The sequence below is a fragment of the Microbacterium sp. SZ1 genome, from assembly GCF_002362255.1.
GTDB lineage: Bacteria > Actinomycetota > Actinomycetes > Actinomycetales > Microbacteriaceae > Microbacterium.
Window position 1 is genome coordinate 15,932 of the sequence record NZ_LPVV01000034.1, and the last position, 19,848, is coordinate 35,779.

Below are 19,848 nucleotides of genomic sequence, written 5' to 3' on the forward strand. Positions count from 1 at the left end.
GACGCTCCGCTCTAGACTCGGCTGGTGACCGCCCTCGCCCCGATCGTGACGATGATCGTCCCCGGTCGCGATATCGCCGCCTTCGCACCCGCTGCCCTCGAGTCGCTTCGAGCGCAGACCGAGCCGCGCTGGAAGGCCGTGCTCGTCGACGACGGGTCCCGTGACGCGACAGCCCGGATCTTCGCGCAGGCTGCTGAGGCCGACCCGCGCTTCCATGTGATCGCTCATCAGGAGTCGCGGGGCCTCGGAGCCGCGCGCAACGCGGCACTCGACACCGTCGACACCCCGTACGTGGGCTTCCTCGACGGCGACGACGAGCTCGCACCCACGGCCCTCGAACGCCTCACCGGCACCCTCTCCGCGACCGGAAGCGACCTCGTCGCCGGTGCCTACGTGCGATCCCGATTCGACGGCGAACGCTACGTCGCCGGGCGCGTGCAGCCCTGGGTCGCCGCGGCCACCGATCCCGAGCGCCTCGGCACGACGATCGTCGAGCATCCTGCGGCGAGCGCGAACATCGTCGCCTGGTCCAAGGTGAGCCGCACCGAGATGTGGCAGGACCTGCGCTTCCCCGAGGGCGTCGCCTATGAGGATCAGGTCGTCGCCCAGCTGCTGTATACGCGGGCCCGCCGCTTCGACGTGATCCCCGATGCTCTCGTGCGTTGGCGTGTGCGCGCCGATGGAACCTCGATCACGCAGGGGAAGGCGCAGCTGCCGGTGCTGCGCGACTACCTCGCGGCGCTGCTCGGCGGCATCCGCGTGCTGCAGGAGGCGGATGCCGGGGCCGCCGTGACCGCGCGGCTCGATCTCATCCTGGCGATGGACCTTCCTCCGCTGCGTGACATCGCCGCTCGGCATCCGGACCCGCAGTACGGCAGAACCCTCGACGACTTCGTCTCGGAGCTGCAGGAGCTCCCCCAGTTCGCCGACGCCCGCCCCGACCCCACCATCACCGCCGGACTGAGCTGGTGACCGCCGACTCCGCGAAGGAGAGATACCCGTGAACGACTACCTCGCCGACCTGTTCTCGCTGCATGGCCGCACGGCCGTCGTCACCGGCGGCAGTTCCGGCATCGGGCGTGGCATCGCGACCGCGCTCGCCCGCGCCGGCGCAGCGACCGTGATCGTCGCGCGCGGCGAGGAGCGGATCGCGAGCACCGTGCGCGAACTGGAGGATGCCGGCTGCCGCGCGGCCGGCGTCGTGGGCAATCTCGGCTCTCGCGACGGCATCCGAGCGCTCGCAGAGGCTGCCGTCGAGCCCTTCGGCGAACCGGACATCCTCGTGAACTCGGCCGGTATCAACATCCGTCCGCCGTTCGCCGACATCACCGAGGACGACTGGGACGCCACGATGACCGTGAATGCGCTCGCGCCCTTTCTGCTCGGGCAGCGCTATGCGACCGGGATGGCAGAGCGCGGATACGGCAGACTCATCCACATCAGCTCTCAGCAGGCGCACCGGGCGTTCGTCTCGAGCGGCGTGTACGGCGCGTCGAAGGGCGCGGTGGAGTCGCTGATGCGCTCGGAGGCGGAGGCCTGGGGCGGCTCTGGCGTCACGAGCAACACGCTCGTGCCGGGCTTCGTGCTCACCCCGCTGAACGCGCGGCTGCAGGAGGATCCGGAGCAGATCGCCGCCCTGGCCGCGCGGACGATGATCGGTCGCAACGGCCTGCCCGAGGACTTCGCGGCCGCGGCGGTGTTCCTCGCCGGGGCGGGGTCGGCGTACATCACCGGTCACTCGCTGTTCGTGGACGGGGGCCTGTCGGTCCACTGAGACGTGGTCCGCGACGCGATTCGCCAGTGCTGCCCGGCGTGCACCGGTGGGCTGGTCAGTGCTGCTCCGGGTACACGCGGCCGTCGGATGGCGGCGCATCGAGCAGCGGCACCGCGGCCGTGAGGGTGGCCACGGCATCCTCACCCGCCGAATCGTCGGGTGCGCGATCGGCGCGCCGTTCTGCGAGCGCAGCGCCGACTCCTCCGGTGACCGCCTGCTCGACCTCGGCCTCGGTGTCGAGCACGCGTGAGGCGGCCACCTGCTGGGCGGCCAGCTCGGCGTAGAGGCCACCATGGGCCAGGAGCTCCGCGTGGGTGCCCGACTCCACGATCTGCCCCGCCTCGAGCACGTGGATGACGTCGGCCGACATGACGGTCGACAGCCGGTGCGCGATCGTGAGCGTCGTGCGTCCCTTCGCTGCCTCGTCGAGCGCTTCCTGGACGACGCGCTCTGAGACCGTGTCGAGTGCCGAGGTCGCCTCGTCGAGCAGCAGCACCGGCGGATCCTTCAGCAGCACGCGCGCGATCGCGATGCGCTGCTTCTCGCCGCCCGAGAGGCGGTAGCCACGCTCTCCCACCACGGTGTCGTACCCCTGCTCGAACCCGGCGATGATGTGATGGATGTTGGCCGCGGTGCATGCGGCGATCATCTCCTCTTCGGTCGCCCCGGGCTTCGCGTACAGCAGGTTCTCGCGGATCGTCGCATGGAAGAGGTAGGTCTCCTGCGAGACGATACCGACCTGGTCGATGATCGACTCCTGTGTGAGCGAGCGCACGTCGGCGCCTGCGAAGAGCACCGCACCGCCGTGCGCCTCATAGAGTCGCGGCGCCAGGTAGAGGACGGTCGTCTTGCCTGCGCCCGACGGGCCGACGAACGCGACATGCTGCCCGGGCTCCGCCACGAAAGAGACCCCATGAAGGGTCGGACGTGCGTCCGGCGCTGCATCGGGGTAGCGGAAGACGACCTGGTCGAACTCGATCCGTCCGCGCGGACCGGGGGCCTGGGCGACGTCGATCGCGTCGGGGGCGTCCTGTATCTCCGGCACGAGATCGAGGTACTCGAAGATGCGCGCGAACAGCGCCGACGACGTCTGCAGGTCGAGCGACACCCGCATGAGCCCCATCAGCGGCTGCAGGAGGCGTGCCTGCACGGTGGTGAAGGCGACGATCGTGCCGGCCGTGATCGCACCCGTGCCGCCGGCGATCAGGTAGCCGGAGACGAGGTAGATGATCGCGGGGACGCTGGCCATGATGACCTGGACGACCGCGAAGAATCCCTGGCCGCTCATCGCCCGCCGCACCTGCAGGACGACCTGGTTGCGGTTCTCCGCCTGATAGCGGGCCGACTCCGTGCGCTGCCTGTTGAAGGCCTTCGACAGCAGCATCCCCGAGACGCTCAGCGTCTCCTGCGTGATCGAGGTGAGCTCGGACAGCGATTCCTGCGTCTCGCCGGCGATGCGCGCTCGCACCTGACCGACGCGGCGCTGCACGATGATGAGGAACGGCATGAGAACGACCGCTATCAGCGTGAGCCGCCAATCGATGAGGATCATCGCGACGAGAGACGCGATCACCGTCACGACGTTGCCGAGGATGCTCGTGACCGTGTTCGTGAGCACGCCGGAGACGCCGCCGACGTCGTTCTGCAGCCGCGACTGGATCACCCCTGTCTTCGTGCGGGTGAAGAACCCGAGCTCCATGGCCTGCAGGTGTTCGAAGAGTCGCACGCGCAGGTCGCCGGTCACGCTGTTGCCCACCGTGGAGGTCAGCCAGGTCTGCGCGACGCCGAGCGCGGCCGAGAGCAGGAACAGTCCGATCATGCCGCCCACGAGCCACCCGAGCAGCGGCAGCTGCGGGCTGCCCCCGTCGACCGGGAAGAGCGCGTCATCGAAGATGCGCTGCACGAGCAGGGGCGGGATGACCGCGATCCCTGCTCCGAGCACCACGAGGATGCCGGTCACCGCGATGCGCCAGCGGTACGGACGGAACAGCGCGACCACGCGCGCACCGAGCCCGTTGATGCGAGGGGCCTCGGCGTTCATGCGGCGCTGCGCCGCCTCGTCGACGCCGCGGAAACCTCCGCCGCGCCCTCCCATACCGCCGCCCATGCTCATCTCGCCAGCGTAGTCAGCCGACGACACCGGGCCCGGAACCGCGCCGTCCGATCTCCGCCGAGAGCGGATCCGCCCGAATGCGGAATGGAATGTCCGAACCTGACGTTACGCTGAATGGTCCCCGCGCATTCGCGCACCCTCCCTCTTCCGCGCCCAGGAGGCCGCCGCATGTCTGCCGTCGACACCGGTTCCATCACCACGCCCCCTCCCGCAGCGAGGGGCGAGATCGCGCGCAGCGACATGCGCGTCATCTGGCTGCTCCTCGTGGCCGCGTTCGTCGCCATCCTCAACGAGACGACGATGGGGATCGCGATCCCGCATCTCAACACCGACCTCGGCATCCCGCCGGAGCTCGGCCAGTGGCTCACCAGCGCCTTCATGCTGACCATGGCCGTCGTGATCCCGACCACCGGGTTCATCCTGCAGCGCTTCACCACCCGGCAGGTCTTCATCGCCGCGATGACGGCGTTCTCACTGGGAACCCTGGTCGCCCTGGTCGCGCCCGGCTTCACCGTGCTGCTGGCCGGCCGCGTGATCCAGGCCGCCGGCACCGGCATCATGATGCCGCTGCTCATGACCACGATCATGAACGTCGTGCCGCCCCAGTCCCGCGGCCGCATGATGGGTCGCGTCGGTCTCGTGATCTCGCTCGCGCCCGCCATCGGCCCGACGCTCGCCGGCGCCGTGCTCGAAACGCTCAACTGGCGGGCGCTGTTCGCGATCGTCCTCCCGATCGCGATCGTGTCGCTCCTCATGGGCGCGAAGTGGATGACGAACCTCGGCGAGACCCGCGTCGTACCGCTCGACGTGCTCTCGATCCCGCTCGCCGCGCTCGGCTTCGGCGGTATCGTCTTCGGGCTCAGCCAGTTCGGCGGCGAGGGCGGATCGGGTCAGGCCGCCGGCATCATCGCGCTCGTCGTGGGCGCGGTCGCGCTCGCTCTCTTCGTGTGGCGTCAGCTCGTCCTGCAGCGCGTCGACGACGCCCTCCTCGATCTGCGCGTCTTCCGCGCCGTGAACTTCACGTTCTCGGTCATCATCATGACGATCCTCGCGCTGTCGATGTTCGGCACCCTCACCCTGCTGCCGCAGTACCTGCAGAACGTCGCGGGTCTGAACGCGCTCGAGTCCGGCCTGATCCTGCTGCCCGGGTCGGTGCTGATGGGTCTGCTCGGTCCGATCATGGGCCGCATCTACGACGCGAAGGGCACGCGCCCGCTGCTGATCCCCGGGACCATCCTCGTGTCGGCGTCGCTGTTCTTTTACTCGACCGTCGGCGAACACACTGTCTTCTGGGTCCTCGTCCTGGTGCAGGCCGCGATGTCGGTCGGCCTCGCGATGTCGTTCACGCCGCTGTTCTCGGCGTCGCTCGGCTCGCTCGACCGCTCGCTGTACTCTCATGGCTCGGCGGTGCTCAACACGCTGCAGCAGGTGGGCGGCGCCGCCGGTGTCGCCCTGCTCACCGTGACCTACTCGTCGATCCTGCACGCGGGCGAGAGCGAGGGCCTGACCACCGCCGTCGCCGGAGCGCCGGGCGCGCGCATGGCGTTCCTCATCGCGGCGATCATCTCGCTCGCAGCGGTCGCGCTCAGCGCGTTCGTGCGCAAGCCCGCCGAGGAGCCGTCCGGCTTCCACGGCGGTCACTGACCCCGGGGTGGCGCGCGGCGGGACGCGCTACTGCTTCTTCGGCCCCGGGAAGTGGCAGACGCCTCCGCTGCAATACCCGAGGCTGTCGTCGGCGTCGTCCAGCAGATTCAGGGTGCCGGGCAGCGGCGACAGCGCGGGGCGCTGCTCGTGCTCTGCGGGTTCCTGTGCGGTGGCCATCCCTCGATGGTACGCCTGCTGCGCGCCTTCGGCGCCGTCCTCGCCCACGCCACCGACCGCGCATGCCCGCACACGGAGCGCGAGCGTGTCAACCGCCAGGGAATCGACAGCCCGCTCCCCTAGCGTTGAGGCATGGTGACCCGACTCCTCGCCCGCCTCTACTGGGCGCTCAGCCGCTGGACCCTGACCGTCGAGGCGGTGCCCGCCCGGCCGACCGTGCTGATCGGCGCCCCGCACACCTCCAACTGGGACTTCGTGCTCATGCTGGCGATCGCATGGCGCCTCGGCATCGATGTGCGCTGGCTCGGCAAGAGCAGCCTGTTCCGGGGGTGGCGGGGTCCGATCATGCGGCGCCTCGGCGGCATCCCCGTCGATCGCTCCGACCCCGCACGCGTGGTGGGCGACGTGGTCGAGCGCGTGCACCGGGGCGAGGTGTTCGGCCTCGTCGTCACCCCCGACGGCACGCGCAGCGCGACGGGCTACTGGAAATCGGGCTTCTACCGGATCGCCCGCGAGACAGGCATGCCGGTGACGCTCGGATTCGTCGACCGCACGACGATGACCACCGGGCTCGGGCCCGCCATCGAACTGACCGGCGATGTCGGTGCCGACATGGACCGCATCCGCGCCTTCTACTCCGACAAGGCGGGACTGCGCCCCGAACGCCGCCGCGAGCCGAGGCTCCGCGAGGAGACGGATCAGACCTCTTTGGACGTCTCCGACCGCGCGTAGTCGAGGTCGTCATCGGTCAGTGTCTCGGCCATGCCGACGACAGCGCCGGTGATCTCTCGGATCTCCTCTCGGGCGATCTCGCCCACGTGCGGCGCGTGCTCGAAGACGCCGAGCCTCGCCTCGTCGGAGAGCTCGTTCCACCATTCCCTGATCGGCGGCAGAGTCATCGTCGGTCCCCTCTCCCGGGCGAGCGGTCGATATGCGCGTCAAGAGTCTGGACAGCGGCGAGCGGCGACCGGGAAACTGTCGACATGGATTCGGAAGACCGCCCGCTGCACCCGATCGAACGCGATGACCGCGAGGACGGTCGAGATGAGACGGTCAACGAGCGCGCCGACCGCAACTGGGACGAACTGCTGCAGGAGCTCCGGGTGATGCAGACCGGCACGCAGATCCTCACGGGCTTCCTCCTCGCGGTCGCGTTCCAGCCTCGTTTCGAGGACATGGATGCCTTCCAGCGCGACGTCTACGTCGTGCTCGTCGGCCTGGCAGCTCTCGCGACCATCCTCGCACTCGCACCGGTCGGTATGCACCGGGCGCTCTTCGGTCGCCAACGCAAGCCGCAGCTCGTGCGGGTGGCGGCGCGCATCGTGCGGATCGATCTGATCGTCATCGCGGCGCTCACGGTCGGCGTGACGACCCTCATCATCGACTTCACCGTCAACCGGTCGGCCGGCCTCATCGCGCTCGTGGCCTCGATCGTGGTGATCGTCGGGCTGTGGATCGCGATGCCGACCCTCGTGCGACGGGCTCGGAACGACATCCACGAGAGATGAGTCCGAGCCCGTCGATTCTCAGCTGCCTGCGGGAGTGCGGTTCTCCGCGCTGACCATCCATGCGAACTGCTCGAGGCTCTCGAGCACGGCGTGCAGGATGTCTGCCGAGGTGGGGTCTTCCTCGTCGACGGCGTCGTGCACGTCTCGCATCGTGGCGATGGCCGCCTCCAGGCGCGCGGTGATGAGGTCGATCGTGTCCTGGGTCGACACCTCGCCCATGGGGAAGGCGGGCAGGGAGGTCGTCTCCGCGATCGTGTCGGTGCGGCCGTCGGGAACGGCGTGGAGCGCGCGCATCCGTTCGGCGACCGTGTCGCTGAAGGTACGGGCGGCCTCGATGATCTCGTCGAGCTGACGGTGGGTGTCGCGGAAGTTGCGCCCGACGACGTTCCAGTGCGCCTGCTTGCCCTGAAGCGACAACTCGATCAGGTCGACGAGCACTGTCTGCAGGTTCGCCGCGAGCGTGGGCGACGCGGTGAATCCCTTCTCGGCGTTCTGACGACGGGTGGTCTTCGCACCGCGCTTGTTCGTCGCGGTGCCGGTGCTCTTCTTCTCAGCCATGTGTATCCTCCTGGCGGCGACGATAGCCGGGATGGTCCCTCGTGATCGAGGGGGTTGACACTCGTTCCCCGCAGCGCCGATGGTGGCGTGCGGAGGTCACGAATGACAGAGAAGAACGTGCCGATCGACATCGCTCCGCTGAGCGCCGCGGATGCCGGCGAGGTGATGACGCTGCAGCGCGCCGCCTTCGTCTCGGAGGCTCAGATCTACGGCAGCGCCGACATGCCCCCGCTGACGCAAACGCTCGCCGAGGTCGAGGCGGAGCTGCGGTCGGGGTCGGGCCTCGGCGCCCGCATCGGCGGCCGACTGGTCGGAGCCATCCGGTTCGCGGAGGACGAGCGGACGCTGTTGATCGGTCGCATCGCGATCGCCCCTGACATGCAGGGAGAGGGCATCGGCCGGACGTTGCTGTCGGCGGCGGAGGAAGCGTCGTCGGCGGAGGAGGCCGAGCTGTTCACCGGAAGCCTCAGCGAGGCGAACATCCGCCTGTACGAGAAGTGCGGATACGTCGAGAGCGCTCGCATCCCGCAGGGCGACGGCACCGACCAGGTGTTCCTGCGCAAACCTCTGCATCCGGTGGGAGAACCCTCCGAACCGGGCGCGTCGGGTTGATCCTGCCCACGGGGTTCGGCATCGTGGCCCGGACACGTCGCGACCGCCTCGTGTCCGCAACCGGAAGGAGAGTCTCGTGCTCACCCTCACCGACAACGCAACCGCCATCGTGAACACCCTCGTCAGCCGTCAGACCGACGCCGCAGACGCCGGTCTCCGCATCCACTCGACGCCCGACCCCGGCCCCGACGGCGGCGCCCGCCTCGCGGTGCTCGTCGCGCCGGATCCCGAGCCGGCCGACCAGGTCGTCGAGGTCTCCGGCACCCGGCTGTTCCTCGACGAGACCGCCGCCGCCGCGCTCGACGATAAGGTGCTCGACGCCGGCGTCGACGACGAGGGCGCCGTGTCCTTCGCCGTTCTCAGCCAGGTCGCCTGACCTCACCAGCTTCATCGCGGATGCCGTGGCTCACTGAGCCGCGGCATCCGTGCGTCGGGGGTGCGGCGCACCCCTCTGCGCGTCTGGCATAGGTTGGGAGGACACCGAGCACCGCCGAGGAGGCGAACCCGGATGAAGATCGCCCTGCTGCGCCGTTACGTGGTACTGGCCGGGACCCTGCACTTCCCGAGGGCCGCCGAGCAGCTCGGCATCCCGCTGGCCTCGCTGTACACGTCGCTCGACAAGCTCGAGGCCGAGGTCGGCCACACGCTCGTTGCCCGCGAGGGGACCCCGCGGCTGACCAGCGTCGGGACGCTGTTCCTCGCGGAGGCACGGGCGGCTGTCGCCGCCGCTCCGCCGCCTGCGCCGAAGGTGGCGGCGCCGGCCGGCGGCAAGGCGAAGGCGTCGAAGGGCAAGGGGCGCGCCCCGATCGTCAAAGGCCAGCCGAAGCCGTACAAGAAGCGTCAGGGGCGCTGACCCGTCAGAGCCGGACGGCGTCCTGCGTCTCGAGCCCGGCGGACGAGCGCGTTCGCGCGGGCGAGGACACGTGCTCGTCAGCGCAGCCGGTCATCACGCCGACCTGCATGTCGATCACGAGCATGACCGTCCGCGAGCGCTGTCGTTCGGCACCGGTCACCATGTCAGTCCCAGTCGAGGTACTCCTCGATGATCACACCGGTCTCGATCGGGTGATGCATCGGGAAGAGGTGGTCGCCGGTGATGGTCTTGATGCTGGAGCGGTCAGGAACGCTCGCCTGCAGGGCCTCGGCGTTCGCGGGCGGGGTGTCGGTGTCTTCCGCGCCCTGCACGATCAGCACCGGGATCGCCGGCGCGACCGGGATGTCGACGTCCTCGACGCCGAGCAGGAGAAGCCCGTTCGCGCGGTCGGTGTGTGCGGCCACGAGGGCGCGGGCGATCGTGCCGCCGAAACCATGACCTCCGACCCAGGTGTCGTCGATGCCGACGTGGTCGATCACGGCGACGGCATCCTCGACCCGCTCCTCGAGCGTCGCGTCACCGGCTCGGTGCCCGATGCGCAGTACGTGGAAGCCCGCCTCCTCGGCGAGGTAGTGCGCAGCGACGCCGAGCACGTCGGCGGCGAGACCCTGCTCCTGGATGAGGACCAGCTTGACCGGACCGTCGCCCTCGTCGGCGAAGGGGATCGCGCGGCCGTCGGGCTCGAAGATCTGCGTGTCGGTCATGGGCGTGGTTCTCCTCGTGCCGTTCAGGGGGTGACGAGGGGCTTGCGGCGATGAGCTCGGCAGTCGCGGTCGTCCCCTCGCCCTCCAGCGTATCCCGCTCAGTCGCGCAGAGCGGATCTTCCCCGGCGGGCGATCTCCTGCCAGAGGTGCGCGATCGTGGCGGCGCCGTGCAGCAGCATCCGCACATCCACGCTCTCGTCGCTGGCGTGCCAGTGGTCCTCGGGCAGCCCGGTTCCGAGGAACGTCACCGACGCCCCGAGTTCGCGTGTCAGGAGCTCTGCAGGCCCTCCCCCCGCATTGCCCATGCGTCCGCGCACCTCGGTTCCGTAGCCGCGGGCGAGGGCGAGCTCGAGGGCGTCGAGCATCGCGTCTCGAGGTGACGTGTACGGTTCCTGCGCGATCCGCTCGTCGACGGTCAGTTCGTACGCCGCTCCGACGGGCATCGCCGCGGCGACGTACTCCCTGAGGCGATCGGCGACGTCGTGGTTGCGCTGATCGGGAACGGTGCGGATGCTGAGCGAGGCCGTCGCCTCGCGCGGGATGACCGACCGTTCGATCCCTGTCGGATCCCCTGCGAGAAGCGAGATCACCTCGATGGCCGGTCGCACCCAGAGCCGCTCGGGAACGGTGTACCCGGCCTCCCCCGTGACCACTCGCGTCTCCGTGCGCTCGAGCCAGACGTCCTCGTCGAACGGGAGCTCGCTCAGCTCTCGGCGTCGCTCCGAAGACACGGCGGCGACCCCGTCGTAGAAGTCGGGGATGGCGATGCGCCCCGACTCGTCGTGCATTCCCGCGAGTATCCGCGCCAGGACCAGCGACGGATTCAGGGTGACCCCCGATGCGACCCCGCTATGCAGGTCGCGTTCGGGCCCCATCACGGTCAGAGTGGCGGTGAGGGTGCCGCGCATCGAGGTGACCGGCGCGGGCGCGTCATCCCGCCACTGGATCGTGTCGGAGAAGACGATCGCGTCGCATGCGAGCCGGTCGCGGTGCTCCTGAAGCAGAGCCTCGAGGTTCGGCGAGCCGATCTCCTCCTCGCCGTCGATGAGCAGCTTCACGTTCAAAGGCAGGTCACCGCAGGCGTCGAACGCTCGCAGCCCCCAGATGTGCGCGAGCACCTGCCCTTTCGCGTCCGAGGTGCCCCGCCCGTAGAGACGTCCGTCGCGGAGCGCGGCGGTGAACGGCTCGGTCTCGCTCCATTCCTCGGGCTTCGCGTGCCGCACGTCGTGGTGGCTGTAGACGAGGATCGTGGGTGCCGCGGGGTCCACGAGTCGGTCGCCGAGCACGGCGAAGGAATCCCCGGTGGGCAGCAGTGTCGTCTCGAGCCCCGCGTCGCGCATCTCGCCCGCGATCCAGTGCGCCGATCGAGTCATGTCCATACGGCGGTCGGGAGCCGCCGACACCGAGGGGATCGCTACCCAGGCGGAGAGCCGCTCGACGATGTCGCCCGCGGCCTCCTCCAGGTACGAAGCGATCCCGTCGATCGCCTCGTCTTGTGCCGCGCGCGGTTCCGTCTCGTCCATGCGGCCACCCTGGCCTTCTGTCCTGATCCCCGCTTCGGGGTTGACTCTGCCTGCCAGGCCTCGCTACAGGCCGGTCGAGAAGCGGTTCACAGGCTGGCGCGCGATTGTCGCAGGGATGAGCCGATCTGGAAACCCCCCTCGTGATCCGGCGTCACGAGCGTTGCATGGCCAGTCCACCGACAGACGATCAGAAAGGCGCACCATGTTCTTCCATCGACAGGAGCTCCAGTTCTCGGCGACACCCGAGGCCCCGGATGCCGTCTACGCGCGAAAGCTGCAGGAGGTGCTCGGCGGACAGTACGGCGAGATCACCGTCGCGCTGCAGTACCAGTTCCAGGCCTGGAACATGCACATCCCTGGCAAGTATCGCGACCTGGTGTTCGGCATCGGCGCCGAGGAGATGGGGCATGTGGAGATGCTCGCGGTGATGATCGCGCAGCTGCTCGAGAAGGCACCGCTCGGTATCACGGAGGATGCCGTGCAGGACGACCCGACGGTCGCCGCCATAGTCGGCGGCACCGACGTGCAGCAGGGCATCGTCGCGGGCGCAGGCGCGCGCCCGGTCGACAGCAACGGCAACCCGTGGCAGGGCTCGTACATCACCTCGAGCGGCAACCTGCTCGCCGATTTCATGGCCAACGCCAACGCCGAGATGCAGGGTCGTGTGCAGGTCGCGCGGCTGTACCACATGACCGACGACCACGGCATCCGAGACATGCTGGGCTTCCTGCTCGCCCGCGACACGATGCACCAGAACCAGTGGCTCGCCGCGGTCGAGGAGCTCAAGGCCGAGGGCGCCGAGGAGCTGCCGGTGCCGAGCAACTTCCCGCTGGGCAAGGAGCACCGCGAGGTCTCGTATCAGTACCTCAACTTCAGCGACGGTGCCGCCGCGGCGGAGGGCTCGTGGGCGAGCGGCCCGACGCCCGACGGCAAGGGCGAGTTCAGCTACCACGACGGCCCGACGACGACGGCCGTCATGCCGCCGCCCACCCGCCCCGACGCGCGCTTCTACGGCACGACCGACATGCCGAACGTCGTCGAGAAGGTCGCCGGCGCCGCCCAGGACGCCATGAACAAGGAGTGACGCCGCGCAGTCACCCTGTGCCATCGGATGCTCGTGCCCTCTCGACCGGATGCGGATCCGGTCGAGAGGGCGCGTGCGTGTCAGTTGTTGAAGCGGAACTCCACGACGTCGCCGTCCTGCATGACGTAGTCCTTGCCCTCGAGGCGGGCCTTGCCCTTGGCACGGGCCTCGACGACGGAGCCCGTCTCGACGAGGTCGTCGAACGAGACGATCTCCGCCTTGATGAAGCCCTTCTCGAAGTCGGTGTGGATGACTCCTGCGGCCTGCGGCGCCTTCGATCCCTTGGGGATCGTCCAGGCACGCGCCTCCTTCGGACCGGCCGTGAGGTACGTCTGCAGGCCCAGCGTGTCGAACCCGATACGGGCGAGCTGGTCGAGGCCGGACTCGTCCTGCCCGGTGGAGGCGAGCAGCTCCGCGGCATCCTCGGGGTCGAGGTCCTTGAGCTCCGACTCGATCTTCGCGTCGAGGAAGATCGCCTTCGCGGGGGCCACGAGCGCGGCGAGCTCCTCCTTGCGGGCGGTGTCGGTGAGCACGCCCTCGTCCACGTTGAACACGAAGATCACGGGCTTCGAGGTGAGGAGGCCGAGCTCGCGGATCGGTGCGAGGTCGAGTCCGCTGACGGAGAGCAGGATGCCGCGCTCCAGCGCGTCTTTCGCGGCCTTCGCCGTCTCGAGCACGACGGGCTCGATCTTCTTGCCCCGAACTTCCTTCTCGTACCGCGTGATGGCCTTCTCCACGGTCTCGAGGTCGGCGAGCATGAGCTCGGCGTTGATGGTCTCCATGTCGGACGCCGGGTTCACGGCGCCGTCGACGTGCACGACGTCGTCATCGGCGAACCCGCGGACGACCTGTGCGATGGCATCCGCCTCGCGGATGTTCGCGAGGAACTTGTTGCCGAGCCCCTCCCCCTCGCTCGCGCCGCGCACGATGCCGGCGATGTCGACGAACGACACCGCGGCGGGCAGGATGCGCTCGCTGTGGAAGATCTCAGCGAGCTTGTCGAGCCGCGGATCGGGCAGGTTCACCACGCCGACGTTCGGCTCGATCGTCGCGAACGGGTAGTTCGCCGCGAGCACGTCGTTCTTGGTCAGGGCGTTGAAGAGGGTGGACTTGCCGACGTTGGGCAGGCCGACGATGCCGATAGTGAGAGCCACGGGGTACGAGTCTACCCGCCGCCCGGCCTCACCCCGTCAGGCCTTGAGGCTACGGAACGCCCTGGTCACATACGGCAGGTCGACCGTCGCGTCGCCCTCGAGCCCCAGCTCGTCGAACAGCGCGTCCATGTCCTGGCGGATGCGCTGCTTCTCCTCGTCCGGCGCGGTGATGACGTAGCTGCGCGATGACGCCATCCGGTGCAGGAGGTCCCGCGTGATCGGACGCACCCATTCCCACGACTGCTCTTCGAGAGGTCCCATCGGCGGCGCGACCTCGGGGCCGCCCCGCGCGAGCATGACCTCGGCGTGGCTCCCGTGCATGATCTCGGTGAGGCGGCGCACCCAGTCGACGCGCTCGTCACGGATGTTCCAGATCAGTCCGAGCACGCCGCCCTCGCGCAGCACCCGACCGACCTCCGCCGATCCGCGCACGGGGTCGACCCAGTGCCACGCCTGACCGAGTACGACCGCGTCGAGACTGGCGTCCGGGAGCGGCAGCCGTTCGGCGGTGCCCACGAAGGTCGGCACGCCGGGGATCGCGCCGCGCAGAGTGGCGAGCATCGCGGCATCCGGGTCGACGGCGACGATCTCGGCATCCGGCGCCTTGGCGAGGACACGCGTGAGCTTGCCGGTTCCGGCACCGACGTCGGCGATGCGGTGGGAGTTCGCCGGCAGCGGCTCCAGCATCCAGGCGACCGCCGCGAACGGATAGTCGGGTCGGCCCAGCTCGTAGTTGTGCGCCTCGGCCCCGAAGGATCTCGACAGTCCATCGCTCATGTCGTCAGCCTACGGCGCGTCCTCCTCCCCGCCCGTTCACGGCGGGAGAGAGTGGAGGCGTGCCCTTGGATTTCACCGCTATCGATTTCGAGACGGCGAACTCCAGCCCCGCCTCCGCCTGCTCCGTCGGACTCGTCCGCGTACGGGACGGACGGGTCGTCGCCACGGCCGGGTGGCTGATCCGCCCGCCTGTCGGACACGACGAGTTCCAGGAGTGGAACGTGAGGATCCACGGGATCCGCGCGCAGGACGTCGTCTCGGCGGCCTCCTGGATCGACCAGTTCGCCGCGCTGTGCGACTTCGTCGGCTCCGACGTGCTGGTGGCGCACAACGCGGGCTTCGACCTCAACGTCCTCCGCCGGGCGTCGGAGGCCACGGGCCTCGACTGCCCTCCGTATCGCTCACTCTGCAGCCTGCAGGTGGCCCGCAAGGTCTACGACCTCGAGTCGTACCGCCTGCCGAAGGCCGCCGAGGCGGCCGGGTTCACCGGGTTCTCGCACCACGATGCGCTGGCGGATGCTCTCGCCTGCGCGCACATCGTGATGGATGCTGCGCAGCGCCTCGCGGTGCCGGATGTGTTCGCCCTCGCCGAGGCGCTCAGCCTTCGGGTGACCACGCCGCGCGTCGCGGACCCGCGCCCCGACCAGGCGCTAGTCGCCACGGATCTCGCCGTCGCCTGATCACGCTCCACCGGCCGCCGTCGGCGCGCCGGGTCCTCCCGGGAATGTCCGAGGCTCCCGGCACGATGGACGCATGGATGCTCTGACGATCGTTCTCCTCCTCGCGGCCCTGCTCGTGGGTGCCGCGGCCGGATGGACGCTACGCGCGAGCCGCGGCGGCGTCGACCTCGCACGCGCCGAGGCCGAGCTCACCGCCCTGCGCGACGACCGCGACCGGCAGTACGACCTGTATCGCGACGCCGTCGAGCACTCGCGCTCGGCGCAGCGGGCCGAGGCCGAGCGCGTGCAGCAGCAGAACGCGGTGCTCACCGCGCTCGCACCGGTGCGCGAGAGCCTGCGTCAGATGCAGACCAAGGTCTCCGCCATGGAGCAGGAGCGTCACGAGCAGTTCGGCTCGCTGGCCGAGCAGCTGCGGCGCGCTCAGGAGTCCGACGAGGCGCTGCGTGCCACGACGGAGTCGCTGGCGGGGGCCCTGCGCTCCACCGCCACGCGCGGTGTGTGGGGCGAGACGCAGCTGCGACGGGTCGTGGAGGCCGCGGGGCTCACCCGGCACGTCGACTTCGATCTGCAGACCACGATCGCCTCCGACCGCGGCCAGGGGCGGCCCGACATGGTCATCCGCCTGGCGGGCGGCGCGTCGATCGCGGTGGACGCGAAGGTTCCGCTCGACGCGTTCCTCGAAGCCTCGGCGCTCCCGCTCGGCGATGCGTACGAGGCGCAGCGCCGAGCGCACATGCAGAAGCACGTCAAGGCGGTGCGCGCGCACATCGACGCGCTCGCGAAGAAGGCGTACTGGTCAGGGCTCGAGTCCGGTCCCGAGTTCGTGATCTGCTTCCTGCCGAGCGAGTCGCTGCTGTCGGCGGCCATCGACGAGGATCCGACCCTGCTCGACTACGCCTTCGGTCGCCGCGTCGCGCTCGCCTCGCCGGTGAATCTCTGGGCGGTGCTGAAGACGGTCGCCTACACCTGGACGCAGCAGGAGGTCTCGACCGAGGCGCGGGCTCTTCTCGCCCTCGGCACCCAGCTGTACGACCGCCTCGGCGTCGTGGCCGGGCACGCCGACGATCTGCGTCGCGCTCTGGAGCGCACGGTCGAGAGCTACAACCGCTTCGCCGGGTCGCTCGAGAGCCGGGTTCTCGTGACGGCGCGGCAGTTCCCCGGCATCGACACGAGCGGGCTCGCCGAGTCACCGAAGAGCGTGACCGCACAGGCTCGGCCGTTCACTGCGCCGGAACTGCTGGGCGATGCTCAGCGCGTCGACGACGCCCTCTTCGCAGACGTCGGCGAGGTGCGTTCTCGACTGGACGAGCCGCGTGGTCCGGCTCAGGACTGAGTCACAGGCGGCGTGCTCGACGGGTCAGGCGAGCCCCGAAGGGTCAGGCGTGCTCCGTAGGGTCAGGCGACGCCCGGCACTCCGCTGAGCAGCAGGATCACCAGTCCGCTCGTCACGACGAAGGCGCCGATCATCCACCAGGAACTGAGTTCGTGGCCCTCATCACGACGCTTGCGGAAGAGGACGTCGGCACGACGCGCGGGATCCGTGACGACGGGAGACGGTGCTCCCGGTGGCGTCGCGGCAGGAGCAGCGGCTCCCGGTGCCGAGATCTCGTCGACGTTCACACGCAGGATGCGACCTGTGTTGGTGGTGACGATCTTCGTCCGCGCGGCCTGAGAACCACTCGTCTGCTGCGTTGCCATCTGTTCGCCCTCCTGTGCCTGCGGTGCCTGGCGGCTCCGTCGACGGCGACAAACCCAGGGTCAATTGTGACACGCCCCTGCAGGAAAGCTCGGCGCCCGGTCGCCGTCAGGGCATACCGGCTCGGTAACGATGCCCCGACAACGCAGCCCCGATCAGATCACAGCCACTTCGAGACGAGATGCTCCGAAGCGATGCGGCGCAGTGTTCCCGAGGCCCCCCGCAGCACGACGCTCTCGGTGTAGATGTACCCGTGCTCACGGCGGACGCCGGCGACGAGCTGACCGTCGGTGACGCCCGTCGCCACGAAAATCGTGTTGTCCCCGCGCACGAGGTCGTCGGCCTCGTATACCTTGTCCATGTCGAGCCCGGCGTCGATTCCGCGCTGGCGCTCGTCGTCGTCGCGGGGCCACAGACGGCCCTGGATGTGCCCGCCGAGAGCCTTGATCGCACAGGCCGTGACGATGCCCTCCGGGCTGCCTCCGACGCCGACGCACATGTCGGTCCGCGCGGCGTGTCGCGCCGCATTGATGCCGCCGGCCACATCGCCGTCGCTCATGAGACGGGTACCGGCGCCGGCATCCCTGATCTCCTGGATGAGCTTCTCGTGCCGCGGCCGGTTCAGCACCGACACGACGATCTCGTCCACCGGCTTGTCCAGCGCGCCGGCGAGCTTCCGGATGTTCTCGCCGATCGGCAGGCGGATGTCGACGACGCCGACGCCGGCCGGTCCGGTGACGAGCTTGTCCATGTAGAAGACGCTCGAGGCGTCGAGCATCGATCCCCGGTCGGACACCGCGATCACCGAGAGCGCGTTCTGACGTCCGGCGGCGGTCAGCGACGTGCCGTCGATCGGGTCGACGGCGATGTCGCACTCGGGGCCCGTGCCGGTTCCGACGACCTCGCCGTTGAACAGCATCGGGGCGTTGTCCTTCTCCCCCTCGCCGATCACGACCCGACCCTGGAACGCCACGGTGCCGAGGAACGCCCGCATCGCGTCGACCGCCGCACCGTCAGCGGCCTCCTTGGCGCCGCGGCCGATGAAGGGAACGGCTCGGATCGCGGCCGCCTCGGTCGCACGCACCAGCTCCATTGCGAGGTTTCGGTCGGGACGCAGGGGGCTCAGATCGGCCGTCAGACTCACCATGTCGTCAGCCTAGCCACGGAGCGCAGTTCGCACGCCGGTTTTCGGCGCTGAGCGACCGAAGGAATCGTTGTTCTTAACGCCACGGCAGGAGGCACTCTCCGGCGTCGTTCCCCCGACGGCATCCGGACATCGACCCCGATAGAGTGACTGCTGTCCCGGCTTCACCTATCGCAGGAGTTCTCATGCCCGTCGCCACCCCGGATCAGTACGCCGAAATGCTCGACCGCGCGAAGGCCGGCGGCTTCGCGTACCCCGCCTTCAACGTCTCGAGTTCGCAGACCATCAACGCCGTGCTCCAGGGCCTGACCGAGGCGGGCTCGGACGGCATCATCCAGGTCACCACGGGCGGCGCCGACTACTTCGCCGGCCACACCGTCAAGGCTCGCGCCACGGGCGCGCTCGCCTTCGCGCGCTACGCGACCGAGGTCGCCAAGAACTACCCCGTCACCGTGGCTCTGCACACGGACCACTGCCCGAAGGACGCCCTCGCCGGCTTCGTCGAGCCGCTCATCGCGGCATCCGAAGACGAGGTGAAGGCCGGCCGCAACCCGATCTTCCAGTCGCACATGTGGGACGGCTCGGCTGTGCCGCTCGCCGAGAACATTGAGATCGCGAAGGAGCTCCTCCCCCGCATGAAGGCGATCAACGCGATCCTCGAGGTCGAGATCGGCGTCGTCGGCGGCGAGGAGGACGGCGTCGCACACGAGGGCTCCAACGAGGCGCTCTACACGACCTTCGCCGATGTGGACCAGGCCGTGCAGGCGCTGGGTCTCGGCGAGCAGGGCCGCTACATCGCCGCCCTCACCTTCGGAAACGTGCACGGCGTGTACAAGCCCGGTGGCGTGAAGCTGCGCCCGGAGCTCCTGGGCGAGATCCAGGAACAGGTCGCGGCGAAGTACAACACGGGCGCCAAGCCGCTCGACCTCGTCTTCCACGGCGGGTCCGGCTCGACCGACGACGAGATCGCTCTCGCGGTCGCGAACGGCGTGATCAAGATGAACATCGACACCGACACCCAGTACGCGTACACCCGCGCGATCGCCGACTACATGTTCAAGAACTACGACGGCGTCCTCAAGGTCGACGGCGAGGTCGGCAACAAGAAGCAGTACGACCCGCGCGCGTGGGGCAAGATCGCCGAGACGGCGATGGCCGCCCGTGTCGTCGAGTCGACCCGCCAGCTCGGCTCGTACGGCCAGTCGAAGAGCTGATCCCGCTGACAGACGGATGCCCCGGCCGACTCGGCCGGGGCATCCGTGCATCTGGGACCTGTGTCAGCGTCCGGTGGTGCTCATGATGTACTCGATGAAAGCAGGGTCGCCCATCATCGGGATGGCCGCACAGATCGACGTGAGCAGCAGGGTGATCGCCGCTCCTACGACGGGAACCCACCAGCTGAGCCTTCTGCTGCGCAGCCGGCGGAGCGCGATCGCCGCGGTCAGAGACCACCCGACTACGAGGACGATCGCGGCGACGGTGCCCCAGATGCGCCCCTGTGCGATATTGGTGAACTCGCCGTCGACGCCGACGACCTTCATGACCTCGTTCATCGCGGTCGGGAAGTCGAGGTAGGAGATCGCGGTCAGTACCACGTTGATGAGGCCGTACGCGAGCAGCGCGACCGTGACGAATCGGTCGACCGGGTTGGATCGCCGGGCGGGCCGCTCCGCCGCGACCGCGGCGGGAGGACCGGCGACGACGGCATCCGGCATCTCATCCAGCGGGGGCAGGCCCGCCGCCCGCCGCTGTTCCTCGGGGGTGGCGAGTTCTCCGTACCGCGGCCGCTGATCGGTCATCCCGTCATGCTATCCGGGCTGCCTCTG

At 69.3% G+C, this 19,848-nt stretch carries 24 protein-coding genes; 12 read left to right on the forward strand and 12 right to left on the reverse strand.

Going from position 1 to position 19,848, the window contains the following annotated elements; translation table 11 throughout:
• The first annotated feature begins 24 nt into the window (after positions 1-24).
• Positions 25-972, forward strand: a complete 948-nt coding sequence (locus AUC47_RS10865; protein ID WP_256999539.1) for a glycosyltransferase family 2 protein — start codon at positions 25-27, stop codon at positions 970-972.
• A gap of 28 nt (positions 973-1,000) precedes the next feature.
• Positions 1,001-1,774, forward strand: a complete 774-nt coding sequence (locus AUC47_RS10870; protein ID WP_218838221.1) for an SDR family NAD(P)-dependent oxidoreductase — start codon at positions 1,001-1,003, stop codon at positions 1,772-1,774.
• 55 nt (positions 1,775-1,829) lie between these two features.
• Here the strand turns inward: AUC47_RS10870 and AUC47_RS10875 are convergent, their stop codons facing one another.
• Positions 1,830-3,881, reverse strand: a complete 2,052-nt coding sequence (locus AUC47_RS10875; RefSeq protein WP_096715211.1) for an ABC transporter ATP-binding protein — start codon at positions 3,879-3,881, stop codon at positions 1,830-1,832.
• Between the two features lie 174 nt (positions 3,882-4,055).
• Between AUC47_RS10875 and AUC47_RS10880 the strand changes: the two genes are divergently transcribed.
• Positions 4,056-5,531 (forward strand): MDR family MFS transporter, encoded by a 1,476-nt coding sequence (locus AUC47_RS10880; protein ID WP_096715212.1) that lies wholly within the window; start codon positions 4,056-4,058, stop codon positions 5,529-5,531.
• Between the two features lie 27 nt (positions 5,532-5,558).
• Here AUC47_RS10880 and AUC47_RS16765 read toward each other — a convergent pair whose 3' ends face one another.
• Positions 5,559-5,708, reverse strand: coding sequence for a hypothetical protein (locus AUC47_RS16765; protein WP_179297590.1), 150 nt, complete (start codon positions 5,706-5,708; stop codon positions 5,559-5,561).
• Positions 5,709-5,840: 132 nt separating this feature from the next.
• Between AUC47_RS16765 and AUC47_RS10890 the strand changes: the two genes are divergently transcribed.
• Positions 5,841-6,440 carry a 1-acyl-sn-glycerol-3-phosphate acyltransferase gene (locus tag AUC47_RS10890; RefSeq protein WP_096715214.1) on the forward strand — a complete coding sequence of 200 codons (600 nt, stop codon included), beginning with the start codon at positions 5,841-5,843 and terminating at the stop codon, positions 6,438-6,440.
• Here AUC47_RS10890 and AUC47_RS10895 read toward each other — a convergent pair.
• A complete protein-coding gene (locus tag AUC47_RS10895; protein ID WP_096715215.1) occupies positions 6,407-6,607 on the reverse strand; it encodes a hypothetical protein in 201 nt (66 codons plus the stop codon). The two genes, AUC47_RS10890 and AUC47_RS10895, sit on opposite strands and share 34 nt — an antisense overlap.
• A gap of 84 nt (positions 6,608-6,691) precedes the next feature.
• On the opposite strand from AUC47_RS10895, the gene AUC47_RS10900 reads away from it, so the two are divergent.
• A complete protein-coding gene (locus AUC47_RS10900) occupies positions 6,692-7,216 on the forward strand; it encodes a DUF6328 family protein (RefSeq protein ID WP_096715216.1) in 525 nt (174 codons plus the stop codon).
• An 18-nt stretch (positions 7,217-7,234) separates the two neighbouring features.
• Here the strand turns inward: AUC47_RS10900 and AUC47_RS10905 are convergent, their stop codons facing one another.
• Entirely contained in the window at positions 7,235-7,774 is a 540-nt protein-coding gene (locus AUC47_RS10905; protein ID WP_096715217.1) for a Dps family protein, read from the reverse strand.
• Between the two features lie 102 nt (positions 7,775-7,876).
• Between AUC47_RS10905 and AUC47_RS10910 the strand changes: the two genes are divergently transcribed.
• The 3 genes from AUC47_RS10910 (at position 7,877) to AUC47_RS10920 (ending at position 9,239) form a co-directional block, all read left to right on the forward strand.
• Positions 7,877-8,386 carry a GNAT family N-acetyltransferase gene (locus AUC47_RS10910; RefSeq protein WP_096715218.1) on the forward strand — a complete coding sequence of 170 codons (510 nt, stop codon included), beginning with the start codon at positions 7,877-7,879 and terminating at the stop codon, positions 8,384-8,386.
• 76 nt (positions 8,387-8,462) lie between these two features.
• Positions 8,463-8,762, forward strand: a complete 300-nt coding sequence (locus AUC47_RS16770) for a Fe-S cluster assembly protein HesB (protein WP_096715219.1) — start codon at positions 8,463-8,465, stop codon at positions 8,760-8,762.
• A 132-nt stretch (positions 8,763-8,894) separates the two neighbouring features.
• Positions 8,895-9,239 (forward strand): LysR family transcriptional regulator, encoded by a 345-nt coding sequence (locus AUC47_RS10920; RefSeq protein WP_096715220.1) that lies wholly within the window; start codon positions 8,895-8,897, stop codon positions 9,237-9,239.
• Positions 9,240-9,243: 4 nt separating this feature from the next.
• On the opposite strand, the gene AUC47_RS16775 is transcribed toward AUC47_RS10920, so the two are convergent.
• The 3 genes from AUC47_RS16775 to AUC47_RS10930 all read right to left on the reverse strand — a co-directional run bounded on the left by AUC47_RS16775 (position 9,244) and on the right by AUC47_RS10930 (position 11,487).
• The gene (locus AUC47_RS16775) at positions 9,244-9,402 is read right to left on the reverse strand and encodes a hypothetical protein (RefSeq protein WP_179297591.1); all 159 of its coding nucleotides are present in this window, start codon (positions 9,400-9,402) and stop codon (positions 9,244-9,246) included.
• A gap of 1 nt (position 9,403) precedes the next feature.
• Complete coding sequence (locus AUC47_RS10925; RefSeq protein ID WP_096715221.1) at positions 9,404-9,964, reverse strand: alpha/beta fold hydrolase; 561 nt, start codon at positions 9,962-9,964, stop codon at positions 9,404-9,406.
• 98 nt (positions 9,965-10,062) lie between these two features.
• Positions 10,063-11,487 carry a M20/M25/M40 family metallo-hydrolase gene (locus AUC47_RS10930; protein WP_096715222.1) on the reverse strand — a complete coding sequence of 475 codons (1,425 nt, stop codon included), beginning with the start codon at positions 11,485-11,487 and terminating at the stop codon, positions 10,063-10,065.
• A gap of 202 nt (positions 11,488-11,689) precedes the next feature.
• Here AUC47_RS10930 and AUC47_RS10935 point away from each other — a divergent pair, with 202 nt between their 5' ends.
• The gene (locus tag AUC47_RS10935) at positions 11,690-12,571 is read left to right on the forward strand and encodes a manganese catalase family protein (protein ID WP_096715223.1); all 882 of its coding nucleotides are present in this window, start codon (positions 11,690-11,692) and stop codon (positions 12,569-12,571) included.
• Positions 12,572-12,651: 80 nt separating this feature from the next.
• On the opposite strand, the gene ychF is transcribed toward AUC47_RS10935, so the two are convergent.
• Complete coding sequence (ychF, locus tag AUC47_RS10940) at positions 12,652-13,725, reverse strand: redox-regulated ATPase YchF (RefSeq protein ID WP_096715224.1); 1,074 nt, start codon at positions 13,723-13,725, stop codon at positions 12,652-12,654.
• A gap of 36 nt (positions 13,726-13,761) precedes the next feature.
• On the reverse strand, positions 13,762-14,502 hold the full coding sequence (locus tag AUC47_RS10945) for a class I SAM-dependent methyltransferase (protein ID WP_096715225.1): 741 nt from the start codon (positions 14,500-14,502) through the stop codon (positions 13,762-13,764).
• A gap of 59 nt (positions 14,503-14,561) precedes the next feature.
• Between AUC47_RS10945 and AUC47_RS10950 the strand changes: the two genes are divergently transcribed.
• Together AUC47_RS10950 and AUC47_RS10955 are read left to right on the forward strand one after the other, a co-directional pair.
• Positions 14,562-15,182, forward strand: coding sequence for an exonuclease domain-containing protein (locus AUC47_RS10950; RefSeq protein ID WP_096715226.1), 621 nt, complete (start codon positions 14,562-14,564; stop codon positions 15,180-15,182).
• Between the two features lie 73 nt (positions 15,183-15,255).
• Positions 15,256-16,515: a DNA recombination protein RmuC gene (locus AUC47_RS10955; RefSeq protein WP_096715227.1), complete on the forward strand. Its 1,260-nt coding sequence runs from the start codon at positions 15,256-15,258 to the stop codon at positions 16,513-16,515.
• A gap of 62 nt (positions 16,516-16,577) precedes the next feature.
• On the opposite strand, the gene AUC47_RS10960 is transcribed toward AUC47_RS10955, so the two are convergent.
• Both AUC47_RS10960 and glpX read right to left on the reverse strand, forming a co-directional pair.
• Positions 16,578-16,880: a hypothetical protein gene (locus AUC47_RS10960; RefSeq protein ID WP_096715228.1), complete on the reverse strand. Its 303-nt coding sequence runs from the start codon at positions 16,878-16,880 to the stop codon at positions 16,578-16,580.
• A 158-nt stretch (positions 16,881-17,038) separates the two neighbouring features.
• The gene (gene glpX / locus AUC47_RS10965; protein ID WP_096715229.1) at positions 17,039-18,025 is read right to left on the reverse strand and encodes a class II fructose-bisphosphatase; all 987 of its coding nucleotides are present in this window, start codon (positions 18,023-18,025) and stop codon (positions 17,039-17,041) included.
• A 182-nt stretch (positions 18,026-18,207) separates the two neighbouring features.
• Between glpX and fbaA the strand changes: the two genes are divergently transcribed.
• Positions 18,208-19,236, forward strand: coding sequence for a class II fructose-bisphosphate aldolase (gene fbaA / locus AUC47_RS10970; RefSeq protein ID WP_096715230.1), 1,029 nt, complete (start codon positions 18,208-18,210; stop codon positions 19,234-19,236).
• A 63-nt stretch (positions 19,237-19,299) separates the two neighbouring features.
• Here fbaA and AUC47_RS10975 read toward each other — a convergent pair whose 3' ends face one another.
• Positions 19,300-19,821 (reverse strand): DUF6264 family protein, encoded by a 522-nt coding sequence (locus AUC47_RS10975; RefSeq protein ID WP_096715231.1) that lies wholly within the window; start codon positions 19,819-19,821, stop codon positions 19,300-19,302.
• Positions 19,822-19,848 lie beyond the last annotated feature (27 nt).

Coding starts and splice junctions, on each gene's coding strand:
- AUC47_RS10875 (WP_096715211.1), bottom strand. CDS start 3,881: ATGGGCGGCGGTATGGGAGGGCGCGGCGGAGGTTTCCGCGGCGTCGAC.
- AUC47_RS10880 (WP_096715212.1), top strand. CDS start 4,056: ATGTCTGCCGTCGACACCGGTTCCATCACCACGCCCCCTCCCGCAGCG.
- AUC47_RS16765 (WP_179297590.1), bottom strand. CDS start 5,708: ATGGCCACCGCACAGGAACCCGCAGAGCACGAGCAGCGCCCCGCGCTG.
- AUC47_RS10890 (WP_096715214.1), top strand. CDS start 5,841: ATGGTGACCCGACTCCTCGCCCGCCTCTACTGGGCGCTCAGCCGCTGG.
- AUC47_RS10895 (WP_096715215.1), bottom strand. CDS start 6,607: ATGACTCTGCCGCCGATCAGGGAATGGTGGAACGAGCTCTCCGACGAG.
- AUC47_RS10900 (WP_096715216.1), top strand. CDS start 6,692: ATGGATTCGGAAGACCGCCCGCTGCACCCGATCGAACGCGATGACCGC.
- AUC47_RS10905 (WP_096715217.1), bottom strand. CDS start 7,774: ATGGCTGAGAAGAAGAGCACCGGCACCGCGACGAACAAGCGCGGTGCG.
- AUC47_RS10910 (WP_096715218.1), top strand. CDS start 7,877: ATGACAGAGAAGAACGTGCCGATCGACATCGCTCCGCTGAGCGCCGCG.
- AUC47_RS10920 (WP_096715220.1), top strand. CDS start 8,895: ATGAAGATCGCCCTGCTGCGCCGTTACGTGGTACTGGCCGGGACCCTG.
- AUC47_RS16775 (WP_179297591.1), bottom strand. CDS start 9,402: ATGGTGACCGGTGCCGAACGACAGCGCTCGCGGACGGTCATGCTCGTG.
- AUC47_RS10925 (WP_096715221.1), bottom strand. CDS start 9,964: ATGACCGACACGCAGATCTTCGAGCCCGACGGCCGCGCGATCCCCTTC.
- AUC47_RS10930 (WP_096715222.1), bottom strand. CDS start 11,487: ATGGACGAGACGGAACCGCGCGCGGCACAAGACGAGGCGATCGACGGG.
- AUC47_RS10935 (WP_096715223.1), top strand. CDS start 11,690: ATGTTCTTCCATCGACAGGAGCTCCAGTTCTCGGCGACACCCGAGGCC.
- AUC47_RS10945 (WP_096715225.1), bottom strand. CDS start 14,502: ATGAGCGATGGACTGTCGAGATCCTTCGGGGCCGAGGCGCACAACTAC.
- AUC47_RS10955 (WP_096715227.1), top strand. CDS start 15,256: ATGGATGCTCTGACGATCGTTCTCCTCCTCGCGGCCCTGCTCGTGGGT.
- AUC47_RS10960 (WP_096715228.1), bottom strand. CDS start 16,880: ATGGCAACGCAGCAGACGAGTGGTTCTCAGGCCGCGCGGACGAAGATC.
- glpX (WP_096715229.1), bottom strand. CDS start 18,025: ATGGTGAGTCTGACGGCCGATCTGAGCCCCCTGCGTCCCGACCGAAAC.
- fbaA (WP_096715230.1), top strand. CDS start 18,208: ATGCCCGTCGCCACCCCGGATCAGTACGCCGAAATGCTCGACCGCGCG.
- AUC47_RS10975 (WP_096715231.1), bottom strand. CDS start 19,821: ATGACCGATCAGCGGCCGCGGTACGGAGAACTCGCCACCCCCGAGGAA.